Source organism: Nitrospiraceae bacterium, from assembly GCA_021373015.1.
Lineage (GTDB): Bacteria > Nitrospirota > Thermodesulfovibrionia > Thermodesulfovibrionales > UBA1546 > JAJFTJ01.
In genome coordinates this window covers 357,648-370,996 of sequence record JAJFTJ010000005.1, presented here as the reverse complement: position 1 = coordinate 370,996, position 13,349 = coordinate 357,648, and the positions used below count along the sequence as shown (strand labels likewise).

At 39.3% G+C, this 13,349-nt stretch carries 14 protein-coding genes; 3 read left to right on the top strand and 11 right to left on the bottom strand.

Going from position 1 to position 13,349, the window contains the following annotated elements; all coding sequences use genetic code 11:
* From LLF28_03210 to LLF28_03175, 8 genes are all read right to left on the bottom strand, one after another.
* On the bottom strand, nucleotides 1-237 hold a 237-nt coding region (locus LLF28_03210), incomplete at its 3' end, for a hypothetical protein (GenBank protein MCE5194454.1).
* Between the two features lie 220 nt (nucleotides 238-457).
* The gene (locus tag LLF28_03205; GenBank protein ID MCE5194453.1) at nucleotides 458-3,808 is read right to left on the bottom strand and encodes a molybdopterin oxidoreductase family protein; all 3,351 of its coding nucleotides are present in this window, start codon (nucleotides 3,806-3,808) and stop codon (nucleotides 458-460) included.
* A gap of 21 nt (nucleotides 3,809-3,829) precedes the next feature.
* Nucleotides 3,830-4,318 (bottom strand): hypothetical protein, encoded by a 489-nt coding sequence (locus LLF28_03200; protein ID MCE5194452.1) that lies wholly within the window; start codon nucleotides 4,316-4,318, stop codon nucleotides 3,830-3,832.
* A gap of 101 nt (nucleotides 4,319-4,419) precedes the next feature.
* Nucleotides 4,420-4,941, bottom strand: coding sequence for a hypothetical protein (locus tag LLF28_03195; protein MCE5194451.1), 522 nt, complete (start codon nucleotides 4,939-4,941; stop codon nucleotides 4,420-4,422).
* The gene (locus tag LLF28_03190) at nucleotides 4,931-5,710 is read right to left on the bottom strand and encodes a hypothetical protein (protein ID MCE5194450.1); all 780 of its coding nucleotides are present in this window, start codon (nucleotides 5,708-5,710) and stop codon (nucleotides 4,931-4,933) included. The genes LLF28_03195 and LLF28_03190 overlap by 11 nt, the downstream gene beginning before the upstream one ends.
* Before the next feature lie 90 nt (nucleotides 5,711-5,800).
* Nucleotides 5,801-7,225 (bottom strand): cytochrome c3 family protein, encoded by a 1,425-nt coding sequence (locus LLF28_03185; protein ID MCE5194449.1) that lies wholly within the window; start codon nucleotides 7,223-7,225, stop codon nucleotides 5,801-5,803.
* Nucleotides 7,226-7,498: 273 nt separating this feature from the next.
* A complete protein-coding gene (locus tag LLF28_03180) occupies nucleotides 7,499-7,639 on the bottom strand; it encodes a hypothetical protein (protein MCE5194448.1) in 141 nt (46 codons plus the stop codon).
* Between the two features lie 2 nt (nucleotides 7,640-7,641).
* Nucleotides 7,642-7,842: a DUF1858 domain-containing protein gene (locus LLF28_03175; protein ID MCE5194447.1), complete on the bottom strand. Its 201-nt coding sequence runs from the start codon at nucleotides 7,840-7,842 to the stop codon at nucleotides 7,642-7,644.
* A gap of 145 nt (nucleotides 7,843-7,987) precedes the next feature.
* Here LLF28_03175 and LLF28_03170 point away from each other — a divergent pair, with 145 nt between their 5' ends.
* Nucleotides 7,988-8,398 carry a cbb3-type cytochrome c oxidase subunit I gene (locus LLF28_03170; protein MCE5194446.1) on the top strand — a complete coding sequence of 137 codons (411 nt, stop codon included), beginning with the start codon at nucleotides 7,988-7,990 and terminating at the stop codon, nucleotides 8,396-8,398.
* Nucleotides 8,399-8,400: 2 nt separating this feature from the next.
* Here the strand turns inward: LLF28_03170 and LLF28_03165 are convergent, their stop codons facing one another.
* Together LLF28_03165 and LLF28_03160 are read right to left on the bottom strand one after the other, a co-directional pair.
* The gene (locus tag LLF28_03165; protein MCE5194445.1) at nucleotides 8,401-9,072 is read right to left on the bottom strand and encodes a Crp/Fnr family transcriptional regulator; all 672 of its coding nucleotides are present in this window, start codon (nucleotides 9,070-9,072) and stop codon (nucleotides 8,401-8,403) included.
* A 155-nt stretch (nucleotides 9,073-9,227) separates the two neighbouring features.
* Nucleotides 9,228-9,977 carry a DUF4115 domain-containing protein gene (locus tag LLF28_03160; GenBank protein MCE5194444.1) on the bottom strand — a complete coding sequence of 250 codons (750 nt, stop codon included), beginning with the start codon at nucleotides 9,975-9,977 and terminating at the stop codon, nucleotides 9,228-9,230.
* A gap of 125 nt (nucleotides 9,978-10,102) precedes the next feature.
* Between LLF28_03160 and LLF28_03155 the strand changes: the two genes are divergently transcribed.
* Entirely contained in the window at nucleotides 10,103-11,362 is a 1,260-nt protein-coding gene (locus LLF28_03155; GenBank protein MCE5194443.1) for a beta-ketoacyl-[acyl-carrier-protein] synthase family protein, read from the top strand.
* Between the two features lie 286 nt (nucleotides 11,363-11,648).
* On the opposite strand, the gene LLF28_03150 is transcribed toward LLF28_03155, so the two are convergent.
* Nucleotides 11,649-12,137, bottom strand: a complete 489-nt coding sequence (locus tag LLF28_03150; GenBank protein MCE5194442.1) for a hypothetical protein — start codon at nucleotides 12,135-12,137, stop codon at nucleotides 11,649-11,651.
* Between the two features lie 325 nt (nucleotides 12,138-12,462).
* Between LLF28_03150 and ubiA the strand changes: the two genes are divergently transcribed.
* Nucleotides 12,463-13,317, top strand: coding sequence for a putative 4-hydroxybenzoate polyprenyltransferase (gene ubiA, locus LLF28_03145; protein MCE5194441.1), 855 nt, complete (start codon nucleotides 12,463-12,465; stop codon nucleotides 13,315-13,317).
* Nucleotides 13,318-13,349: the final 32 nt, after the last annotated feature.

Sequence of the window (13,349 nt, the reverse complement as noted above, 5' to 3'; positions counted from 1 at the left end):
ATTGACGCAGACTCCGCAGCTTATGCATTTAGCCCTGAATTCAGGCTCTGGAAGTGCGCCCGGAGGTCTTATTAGCCCGCCTGTCTCTATGTTTTGAAGCGGCGCTTCATGTCCTTCTTTGGTGAGGGATGCTTGTGAAGTTTTTTTACCGATTATTAAAGAATCAGCAGCAATTAAAAGAGAACTTGCTGCAGCTGTTTTCAGTATCTCTCTTCTTGCAAATTTTTTGCAGTTCATTTTTCACTGTAATCCTTATTTGAACATTATATTGGTTGTTCATATAGACAAACCTTTTTATTATAACATATTTGATTTCGCATATTTGCTGTTTTAGATTTGCAGAAGCAATTATTTTTTCCTAACAGAGGGTTGCTTTTTGAAATAAAAGGTTATCGATTGATGGTTGGATGAGAATAGGGGGCACGATTTTTATCGTGCCCCCTATTGTAAATCTTTCTTATGCTATTATCTTGCCAGCTTCTGCCTGTCTGCCTTTTGTTTTGCCTTTGTAAATCTTTACGGCAAACATCTTGTAGTCAGCCTGGAAGCTGAATGGATCAAAGGCGTCTCTCATGATCATGTTGATGAGCTTGTACTCATCAAACCATGGCATAAAGACATAGTCGTGTCTTGGTCCTCCAGTCATTTTTGTAACATCAAGAATCTTTGCTGGAAGTTCTATCTTTCCTCTTGGAGACTCAACAATTACAGCATCTCCGTTCTTGATATTAAGCTTCTTAGCAAGGATCTCATTGATTTCAACATATGCTCCTGGAACTGCACGGTTTAGTTCAGGAACTCTTGTTGTCATACTTCCAGAATGCCAGTGCTCAAGAACTCTACCAGTACATGCACCGTATTTGAAGTCTTTGGTGTCAATGATAACAAGCTCGCTGCCGTCTGCTTTTTTATAGGAGTGTCTGAGGTTTGCAAATTCAGCAGGGCTTAGAGCAATGTTTCTCAGAGCATCAAAATCCTTATCAGGATCTCCAATGACATTAACAGTGTATGTTGCCTTTACATCATAAGGCATGACGCTGTTGGCGTCGACTTTCTTTGGATTAAATACCCTTTCGATGACATTGACAGTTTTGTACTTCACGAATTTATTTGCTTTTTCATCGAAGCTGCATGCCCACCATGGGTTAGCCCATGCAATCGGACGGCCGTCTATTCCAGGAAGCTTGCGCTTCTTGTCAGGGTCTGTCGGATCGTCTATCATGCCGTGGATGAATGGGTTAGACGCATAGAAGCTGACATACCAGCCCTCAGGGAGCTTTTGATCCTTGTGATATGCTGTATCTTTCTTTTCTTCTTCAATGTTCTTTTCAAGCCATTCGCCATATACAGGATTTAGTTTTTTCATGTTGGACAAATAGGCTTTTGTTTTTGGACCTATGTGTGGATCATATGGCCAAGCAAACTGTATCCTGGACTCATATTTGTCATATCTTTCTTTGACGTCAGAATCAGTGTGATATGACTCTGGCAGAGGCTGTCTGTAACCCCAGTTCCTTGCAAGGAGCATCTCACGCTTCATGCCGGAGAAGTCATAGTAAGTTCCGCGTGTGCAATCCAGAATTTCACCCCAGATATTTTTTGTGTATGCTGCATTCCATTTCTGGGTCTTTGCAGCAGTAATAGTCTTCTTCATCCAGTCTTTGCCGTCATATTCCTCAGGCCAGAACTGTGAAGCAAGCCCTTTTGGGATCACGCCTTTTTCCTCGAGTCTTCTCATTATCATGCCTGTGATTGTATGGTCAGGTATTGTGTCGAAAGTAGGCGGCATGATGTTCTTTATTATCTGGTATCTTCTTTCGAGGTTACCATATAGATACTCTTTTTCGCCCCATGTTGAAGCTCCGAGCACAAGGTCAGAGACCTGAGTTGTTGCATTCGGAAATGCCTCGAATGTTACAACGCATGGCCAGCAGGTTCCTTTGTGTGCGCCGCCCATAGCAAGTCTGTAAGGCCATGAATATGGGTTGCTCTGTCCGGGGTTAACTGTTGATATGAACATGACCTTGACCTGATTAGATCCAAGTCTTCTGAAGCTTTCAACAGTGTGAGGACCTGGTTTGTCATGAATAGTGATTTTTGCAGTCTCTTTTGCGATTTCAGCATCTGACATTCCTTGTTTTTTCAGATATGCAGCTGTCCTCTTTTTCCAGATATCTTCCATCTGTTTTCTGTGTATAGGATTTGCAACAAGTCTTCCGTAAGGAAGCGCATGACAGAGCGCTCCTGGCGCTCTGATACCGCCGCAGGCATTAGGTTGTCCAGTAAAGCTGAATGACAACTGGCCGGGCTTACATGCCTTACCTGTTATAAAGTGAATCATATGCAGAGATGCGTTTGTCCATGTTCCCTGAAGTTTCTGGTTAACTCCCATTGTCCAGCAGGTAACAGTGTTGCCGTCTGCAAACCATTTTGCAGCAAGTCTTATTGCTTCAGGTCCGCTTATTTTCTTCCATGTTCTTGTGGCCTTGTCATAAAGCAGAGGCGCTTCACCCTCGAACAGGATGTCTGCTATTTTGTCAGGATTGTAGTCTTCAAGGAATTTAAGATATAGAGCAAAACCTTTGTAAAGGTCTTTCTTTATATCTTCTTCTGAATTGTACTTCTTTTTCGGGTTTGGGTATACCTGTGCTTTATTGCCTGGTAATGGAGGAGCAGTGTATGAAAGATCCCATGCCGTGCCTCTTGTCCCGCCGTATTCGGTCTTTATCCAGACTTTTTTAACATCATGGTGTATTCCAAAACTTACATGTCTCTCGATAAATTTTTTATCAAGATATTTCCAGTTTGCCTCAACAGTGCCTTTTTGAACATCATATTTTGCCTTGTCAAGCTCGTTAGCAATGACATATGCCATAGAGTTAATGAGCACAAGGTCTCTTCCTGATGCAAAAGGCAGCCAGAGGTCAGCAAGTGTTCCAGAACGGGTTTTTCTAGGGTCTGCAAGAATAACCTTTGCGTTTGGGTTTTTTGATTTAACAGCAGCCATCCTATTGAAGATAATAGGGTGAGCTTCTGCTGTGTTAGAACCTATCAGAAAATATGTGTCTGCAACCTGCTTGAAATCAGGATCAGGAACATCTATGTCGTCAAGACTTCCCCAAGGTTCGTCTTTGCCTACTGCATAGAGGTAGCCGACAACAGCTGATGCCATACACATTCTGGGCTGGCCTTCAATTGCATTATTCTGAATTCCGCCCTTAAAAAAGTCATTCATTATATGTGACTCTTCAGTTCCAGCCTGACCACTGCCATAGTAATTAACGCTGTGTTTGCCGAATTCTTTCATTGACTTTTCAGTAATATCAGCAGCGAAATTAATAGCGACGTCCCATGGAATTTTAACAAAATTTTCCTTCAGGTCGACTTCAGAAGGCTTTAACCCCTTTGGATCTTTTGAGGTTTTCCCAGTAAGAACCCTTGGTGAATTTACAAAATCAGGCTTTCCTGTCTTTGGATTGATCCACTCTTTCCTGATCAATGCGCCGTTAGGTCTGTTTTTATACGCAACTGCCTTGTGAAGATAAAATCCTTTTGTGCAAAGGACTCCTCTGTTGACTGTACTCTTAAGATCGCCTTTGATCGCAATGATCTTTGTAACTGTGCCTGACGCATTTACTTCGCAGTCAGCTATCATTGCGCAGCCGATTGCGCAGTATCTGCAAGGGCCTGCTGGTAAGGACTTGATTGATGATGCGCCCAGAACTATGTCTGGTTTTGCAACACCAGCCGCAGCCGCAGCAGTTGTTATTGCGCTTAATCTGATAAAATCTCTTCTGCTAAGTTTCATTTTAACCTCCTCCTTTATTACTTACTTTTTTGATTTAATCGTAAATGCCTCGGCAGCTATTGCATCACCGCTAGGTGAAAAATCACCGTTTGCAGCAACTGCCATTATCTTAAGTTCAACTTCTCCTTTTTGTTTAGGAGCTTTCCATGCAAATTTCCATTCTTTATGTTTTGAGCCATCAGGTGTATGAGTTATGTAAGCATCTGAAATTTGCGTATTCTTTTTGTCTATTACAATAAATTCACCTGCAGATGCTGTGGCTGAGAAGCCTCCTTCCACATCAGTTTCAGACTTTATTTTGCTTTTCAACTCAAGCTTGATTTTGTAGGTTTCTCCTGGTTTATATTGCTTTGGTATCCCTTCGACTTTAAGCTCTGCAGAGCCTTCGGGATTTTGGTGGCATACATAACATTCATTATTTGGAGCGCTGTTGCTGGCGCTGTATACGGCAGATGTAATAAAACTAAATGCTATTAAGAATATCAACACTGATAAAACTCTTTTTTTCATGTGTAACCCCCTTTCACAAACGTTGTTTTTTAAAACTTTGTCCACAGGAAGTCCTTTTAAATATTTACTGTCTTAGCTCTATATCAGCAATGTCAACTGCTTTATTTGCTTATGTTTATCACCTCCTGTTTTTTGCTTATTTTCTTCTCAAATTGGTCTGCTTCTTTTTGATTTATGCTAAATGTTCTTAGCCGGCCGAGGACTTTCCATGATTTATCGATATCCCCTGCCTCAAAATACATATTACCTGCTTTCATATAGTTTTCAAATGCCTTTTTTGAATCCCTGTCAGCGTCATATACAACTCCGAACATTTCATAGAGACGAGGGTCGTCCTTAATCAACTTTTCAGCAGCTTTAAGGTTTTCGATAGCCATTCCCCAGTCGCCTTCTTCTATGTTTTTTGAAGCATAAGCAAGCTGTTTATGATAATCATCCAGTCCTTCAAGGGAAGGCATGGGCGATGGCACACTTTTACTGTTAGTACTTGTATTATTAATTGACGAGCCGACTGAACTGGAAGTGATAGAAGTTGCGCCTGTCTGTGCAGAAAAACTGTTGCTGCACAATATTGCAGCTAAAACTGTAATTACTAATGTTAATGTGAGTCTTTTATGCTGCACCTTTTTTCTCCTTTTTCAATTTCTCAATCTGTTTTAAATATGATGATTTGGGATTTAAGCTTTTGATGGCATCGAAAGCCCTTTTGACGGATTTTTCATCTCCTTCGTCCATAGAGAGTTTAGCTGCCAAAAAGTATTCTTTTTCCGCTTCTGCTGCTCCTTGTCCGCCAGTTCCCAGAGGGCTGAGTATATTTGCCAGCTGGAAGTGCGGTGTAGGATTTGAGGGATCAGTCTTTATTGCTGTAAGAAATTCTTCTTTTGAAGAATCTGCATATTTTCTTGAATCAACACTGGTTTTGTCAGTTTTTAGATTTGCAGCTACCTGCTCAAGTTCTTTATCAGTAACTTCCTGTTTTTTGTTCAGCTTATCGAAAATAGGAGCAAGACTTTTTTTGTTCTCAGAAGCAACCATAAGAGATTTTCTGTAATAGAGCATTCCCAAGAGTGTATGGAGAGTGGATTTTATCTCAAATGCCCTATTTTTTTTGAGGTTAGGGTCATTGATTTTCCCATTTATATCTTTTTCATATATTTTATTCACTACTTCAATCGCTTTTTTTGCGCTTGCAATTCCTTGATCTACCTTCCAATCATGGTAATTCTTGTAAATTTCTTTCATTGCCGCTACAGGCTGTTTTGAAAAATCTGCCGGTTTAACATTTTCTGTCTTAGCAGGTTCATTGTTTCCATATGCGTGTGATGTAACAGCAAAACAAAGTCCTGTCAATATAGAGATACTGCAAATATAAAAATATCTTTTAAAATCCATGCCCTTAAATTCTCCTGTTCTTTAATTCAGAGGGGGAGATGTCTCCCCCTCCTTAATCCAATATTTACAACTGTATTTGCTTTGGGTGGTTTACTGTCCGCCCTCTTTACCGTATCTCTTCTTGTAGAAGTCAACGATCTTTCTAAGTTCTTCTTTTGGCATACCTTTTTTCCAGATATGGTCTTGGCTGTTCATGATTTTGTCCCTAAATGCTTCCCACTTTGCAGTAAGGGCTGAATCATTCTTTGCTGCTACAGCATTGTTTGCTTCTGGAAGAAGCATAAAGTAGAAGTTGATAGCAACTTCATACAGTCCGTGCCAGTGTGACCAGTCAGGAGCATGCATTGCTGCGCCATGACGGCCTCTGCGGCCTTCATGATGCCAGAGATGCCAGTAGTGGATCTCAACAATATCATTGAAAGGTGTAGGATCAATTACTTTATTTTCGTATAGGAACTTCATAATGTTAGTTGATGGAATAGCAAATTTTTCGTTATAAAGCTCGACAAAACGGTCAAACTGTGTAAAGAATCCGTTGTACCAGTTTGAAGTATGGCACTCTGAGCAAACTTTCTTCATTTCCTCTCTCTTTTTCTCTCCGTCAGGAAGGATCTTTGAGATTGGAGGTCTGAGTGTCCATTTTATTCTTGCGCCAACATCATGTGTTCTTGATAATTTAGTTGTTGCTCCCATGTGACATGTTGAACATACTGGAGCATAGATATAGTCTTTGCCAAGCACCCATGGGCCCTTAGCTTCATTCTTGTCCATATTGAGCTTGTCCTGGAATGCGGCATATGCAATACCATGTTTTGAAAGCTCATATATCTCTATCTGAGGATGGTCAGGTCCCTGATGACATTTACCGCATGTTTTTGGCTCTCTTGCCTGTTTAACATTAAAGAAATGTCTCTGATGACATGCTGTACATGAACCATTTGAACCGTCTGGATTTATTCTTCCAACACCAGTGTTTGGCCATGGACCAACCTGAAGTTTTCCGCCTTTTTCAACAACAACTTCTGAACCGTGACACTGAGTACAGCCGAGATCAAAATTAGCCTCGCCAGTTACAAGTCTTCCAAGCACGTTGTCAAGCGAACCTGTAAATTGATTTGCTTTTGCATGGTGAGATGTGGTCTGTTCTTTAACTTCCTGAGGATGACACTTTGCGCAATCATTTGGAGAAACTATTACTGTAATAGTCTGTCCGTAATGTTCCATTGCAGTCTTTGAAGTTTTCTTTGCCTGGTGGCATTCAAAACAGCCAACATTTGTTTTAGCATGGCTGCTGTCTTCCCATGGCTTTACAATGCCAGGATGCAGAGGCTTATGACAGCCCATACAAGCCTTTGATTCTTTGCTCAGTACTTTGCTTGCTCCAAGTGATTTTGTTATAGGTGCTTTTTTTACAGGAGCATTTGCAGAATTTGCACTGGTGATTATTCCGAAAGCAACGAACATCATAACAGCTACAAACAATATGAATACTCTGCTAAACTTTTTGTTGCTCATCCATTCCCTCCTACATAAATTTTTTACGGTTTTAAAGACAGGAATCTAAAAAACTACTTCAAGGCTCTAACGTAGTTGTATATACACCCCCTTTTAGTGATTTGGTGAGTAATGTGACTATTATTGATATGTAAGGGTCTTTTGTCAAGCGATTTTTGTATTTGGAAAGAGGGATTTTTTTGAGCTTTTTAGAGCAGTTTTTCAGAATACTTTTTTAATTGCATTTTATGATGGGAAAAGGGGCAGCGGAGGGGATAAACTGCCCCAAATCTTTTAGTGTGCGCCGTGAATAAGCACAGGCAAGCACCTGACACATACGAGTTTTTCACTGCCCTGATGTATACATTTGATGTATACGGTTTCTTTGTCATTTTTTTCGCATACAAAACACTTTGCTTCTTTTTTTTGATCCATGGTTATGCCTCCAGTTTATTGAGTTCGTCTATAATTTTATTTGGATCAAGATTATGCATCATTGCTCCAAAAGAAATAGATTCTACCTTGATCCCGGGGCAGGTGAAACATCCTCCGCCAAAATATTTCTCAATAATCTTTGCTGCCGCAGGGTTATCTTTAATAGCATCTCCTATCAGTGTATCTTTTGTTACTTTTTTCATCGTCCCTCCTTTTTATTTTTCTGATTTATGTTATAGAATTATACCTCAATGTGTGTATGATTTTAATCATAAGTATATTCTATGATGAAATGTATTCTAATGTATTCTATTGCAGATATAAGACAGAATAACGAAGGAGGCTGATATGGACAGATTTGTAAAAAACTTTATAATCATGAGCATCGTATATCTGGCAATCGCTTCAGTATTGGGCATACTGATGTTAAGTAGTCCATCATTCCTTTCGTTGAGATTTGTACACTCTCATCTCAACATGCTTGGGTGGGTTTCAATGATGATATTCGGTGTGGGATATCATATACTGCCTAGATTTTCAGGAAAACCCTTGAAGAGCCCAAATATCGGCCAGATACAGTTTTGGCTTGCAAATATAGGTCTCATCGGCATGCTTGGTTTTTATACACTAGCGATTTACAATCCTGATGTAAGGCTATACACAGCGCTTTCTCTTATGTTTGGCTTAATAGAAGTTTTTTCGATTGTGCTTTTCTTGTACAACATGGGCGCCACGCTGCTATTAAATGCAGAGAATTAAAATTAAGGACATAGGGATTTTAATTTCCCTATGTCCTTAATCATTATCTTTCCGTTTTTTTCTGTTATTATTCCGAGCTTCTTGAATTTGCTCATTGTTCTTATGGACGTTTCTACTGTTGTACCAACCATTTCTGCTATATCCTGTTTGGTAAGTTTAATGTCAATGGTTCCTGTATCTTCATTTTTTGCGCCTGTTTTTTCAAAAAGTTTTATAAGCAATGCAGCTATTCTTGATTCAACTTTTTCGATTGCAATATTCTTCAGCATTTCGTGAGAGCCTTTTATTCTGTCGCCGAGATTTATTGTAAGGCAGTACATTAGATTTGGAAATCTGTCTAGTATTCTCATCAGATTGCCTTTAGAGATTTTGACTACCTCTGCATCTTCCATCGCGACTGCATTGGCAGGGTAGGCAAACCCGCGCATTACAGCAATGGCGCCAAAAAAATCCATTGGCGAGATCACCTCAAGTATTAGTTCCCTGCCCAGTTTTGAAAGTTTTGTAATTTTTATTTTTCCATTTATTACTATGTAAAGCCAGTTAGAAGAATCACCCTCTGAGAATATGACTTCTTTTTTTTTGTATTTCTCGGTTATGATGTATGGCCTTATCTCGTCAAGGTCTGAATTGCTCAGTGCGCTGAATACTGGTATTTTTTTAATGTCTGTCATTCTATAAGGATAATCCAATCTGCTAATGAACACAAGTCTATGTGGTATGATGAAACCAAAGCTTTTATTTTTCAGAAATGATATTTTTGAAACTAGCTGATGAATGTTTTTAAAACGTGTGTTTAGTTATTCTGCGGATAATGTTATTCAGGAATTCAATATATATTAAATGCGCTTAGATTGTCCTGCGGAAGATTAAGGCTTATTACCTCGTCTTTAGCGCCGGGAGAACCAAGATTTTTGCCGTCTAATACAAGTGTTACGCCGCCAGCATTGCCTATTCTTAGGGAGAAAGTCTGATTAGCATGAAATCTTAGACGCTCTCCCTGCTTAAGGAGCATTTCTTTTTTATTCGTGTCATCTATATTTATGCTTAGCCATGTTGTGTCTAGAACAAGAATCTGGAGGTCATATTCCTTCTTTGTATTTTTTGCTGAGGCAAAGTTTTTTTCAGTTGATGTCTTTTGTTCATTTGTGTTCGTTATGTTTTTTGTCCCATTATTTTGTGATTTTTTAGCTGCTGTCTGTGAAGTATTTTTGGCCAATGTTTTTTTAGTCTTTTCTGTGGAGGTAACCGAGAAAAAGACTATCAGCCCGAGACATAAAGCAACAGGGATTAGAATATATTTCATGTTGCTGGTTCTTCTAGGAGGAGAGGCATTCCTTGCAGGAATGATCGGTGTTGTTTTTTCTAAGTATAATTTTACAAGCGGAGCAGGGTCGAGCTTTAAAAATTTTGCGTATTCTCTGATATAACCTTTGGCATATATTTCGGAGGGGAGTTTGTTGAAGGTATAGTCCTCAATTGCTTTAAGATAATCGTATCTTATCTTTAGAATATGGGCAATATCCTTAAGGTCTTGACTTAAGTCCTCACGCCTTTTTTTGAGGATCTCTCCTGGCACAGCGCCTCCTTTGAGAGACTTAAAGCACAACTATAACATAAGAAATGAGAAAATAGATACTTATTTTGCAAAAACTTTTTACAATCTCCAAAATTGTAAACCAAGCTGTGGTATTATAGTTTACAATGAAAAGAATAGTAGTAACTGGCATTGGAGCTGTCACACCTTTTGGCGGTACTTTTGAGTCATCGTGCTCATCTGCTTTTTCTAGCATATCTGGGATAGGGCAGGTCACAAGATTTGATGCAAAAGAATTAGGCAAAAGAGTTGTTGCTGAGGTAAAAAACTTCGATAGGTCAGCGTATTTTTCAGACAAAGATATGCTAAGGTCAGATCCTTTCGCGCAATATGCAGTTGTCTCTGCTTTTATGGCAATTTTAGATTCTGGTCTGATCTCTGAATTTATTAAAGTAAAAGATTTAAGTTCAGCCATAACACCCAAGTTTAAAAGCAATTTTGTTGATTATATAAAGAGTGGCGGAGTTATAATTGGTTCAAGCAGAGGGGGCATAACATCAATAGAGAAATCATTAAAAAATAACCGCAGATTATCGCCATATTTAATGCCTTCAACCACAGTAAGTTCAGCTGCATCCATGACAGCTCAGATGCTTGAAATCAAGGGCTATTGTCTTGGAATATCTAATGCCTGTGCATCAGGAGCTAATGCAATTGGAGAGGCATACAGATTATTAAAATCAGGATATCAGGGTCCTGTTCTTGCAGGCGGAGCTGAGGCTCCGATATGCAGGCTTTGTTTTGACGGTTATGGCTCAGCAGGTGCATTATCTAAAGGCCATGACTCTACATCAAGCAGGCCTTTTGATGTCTCGAGAGACGGTTTTGTTTTAGGAGAGGGCGCATGTGTTCTTGTGCTTGAAGAATATGAGGCTGCATTGAAAAGAGGTGTAAAGATATACGGGGAGATAATAGGTTATGGAAATTCATCTGATGCATTTCACCAGACAAAACCTGATCCTGAAGGAGAGGCAAGGACGATCAGTCTTGCATTAGATGACGCAAAAATAAAACCTGAGGTAGTTGATTATATAAGCGCGCACGCTGCCTCAACCAAATTAGGCGATAAGGCAGAGGCAGAGGCAATCAGACGCGTATTCGGGAACAAGGCTGCGAATATTTTTGTAAGCGCAGTGAAATCCATGACAGGACATATGCTTTCAGCATCAGGCGCGTTCGAGGCAGGAGTTACATTAATGAGCTTGAAACATGGGATTATTACTCCAACGATTAACCTCAAGAACATTGACCCTGACTGCAGGCTGAATCATATAACAAAACCAATGAAATCTGATATAAAAACCGCAATATCAAATTCCTTCGGTTTTGGAGGAGTGAATGCTGTGCTGGTGTTTAAGAAGGTTTGAGGGGATAGGGTGCATTTGTCAAATGGCGGGTTGTGGTTTCATCGGTTAATATTTCTTAAATTTGCTTTTTAGCTTTTTCCATAACGATTTCAGATTTATTCCCTTTTCTGTCTTCGAGTTCTTTAATGCAGGTCCTAGTTAATTGTTTTGCAGAATAAAGATTCTTTATAGGAAATTCTTAATGAATAAAGTTTTTCTTGCTTCTTTGCAGCCATTCCTCTCCTGATTATATATAATTTCTCACTGCTCAACTTGCCAACAAATACGATAAATACGGGAAGTATCCTTATGGTTTCCTCTTTGAAAGCGCTTGGAAAAGAAAGCCTTCTAGTCGCTCGGTATTCAGGCGCCTTGTTAGCTTCTCAAGCTCGCTAGCAAGCTTAAGTAAATCTTTGGATGGTGGTATCGGCCTAACATTTCCACATGAATCTCTAATATGCGCATATCCATCAAGCCCTTTCGCCCACATACCATGTATCAAGTCGTTTCTTTTGTCTGTGAGCCGCTTACAATCAACGAGAATTGCCTGCAGCTTAACGAGAGGCGCTCCCTCACCAAGCCTCTTTCTCGCATTTTTTTTAACTCGATCCCTAAGTTGTGCCGAGCCTTCGTGTGTTGTTGCTTTAAGAGCCTCTTCTGGTGTCACGCCTGTGAGGCTCTTTATGGTCATCTTCAGAATGTAACTTAGTTGTTCATGTCGAATCGCAACCTCGCCAAGCGCAGCGAGTAGTTCGCTGTCCTGTGGCATATGAAGGGAAACTTTTTTTGCTGCCATCTTTCTGGTCTCATGCATAACAATTAATATACGAACTATCCTATTTCCCGAAAACTGGTTAAGCTATAGTATGTCTTAGAAATTTTTTTAATAGTAGTAATATTAGGGACACTCCCAGCATTTTCATTTCTTTATTTATACTTTTGAGAAAAGTTTAGTGTTGCTTTTGTCTGTAAAATCCCCATATTTTTTTTGTTTGAAGAATGTTATATGAGATATATCTCTGATCACTGATTAAACTATATCAAATCCAAAATATTTTTCAAGTCAGCAGGTTATGTTATTATTAATCACTTAATTTTTCTATCATCAGGAGAAAACAGGATTGTTCGAAAAAATAACCTTATATTTAAGACTGATTAAATTCTCTCACTCGATATTTGCTCTGCCGTTTGCATTGACTGCTATGATAATAGCTGCTTCTGGAGCGCCTTCTTTACATCAGATTTTCTGGATAATCATTGCAATGGTCGGAGCAAGGTCAGGCGCAATGGGACTAAACAGAATTATTGACAGAAAGATCGATGCACAAAATCCTAGGACTGCAAACAGAGAGATTCCTGCGGGCAAGGCAGGGGTATTCGAGGCATGGATATTTACAATAATATCATTTGTAGTTCTTATTTTTGCAGCGTATATGCTCAACCCTCTATGTCTTAAACTTTCTCCTCTGGCAATAGCAGTTATGTATATTTATCCGTATACAAAGAGATTCACTTGGCTCTCACATTTTGTTCTGGGACTTTCATTGTCAGCAGCTCCTTTGGGAGCATGGATTGCTGTGAGAGGAACGTTTGATTGGGAGATAATTCTGATGGCAGTTGCTGTTGTTTTCTGGCTTGCTGGTTTTGACGCAATTTATGCATTGCAGGACATTGAATTCGATAAATCAGTCAAGCTCTATTCGATCCCTAAAAAATTCGGGATAAAAAATACTCTTGTTTTTGCCGCGATCTCTCATCTGTTTTCAATAATTCTTCTAATATTTACCGGAATTATTTTCAGCTTAGGTGTTTTTTATTGGATAGGAATGTTTGTCGTTGCTCTACTTTTTATATATGAACATTCTTTGCTGAAGCATGATGATTTAAGCAGGCTCGATATGGCTTTTTTAAATATGAATGGTTATATAAGTATGTCTGTTTTTATATTCACTGCATTGGACTATATTTTTAGGTAATTTTGCCTATTATTTTTTTGTTAGATTTATTC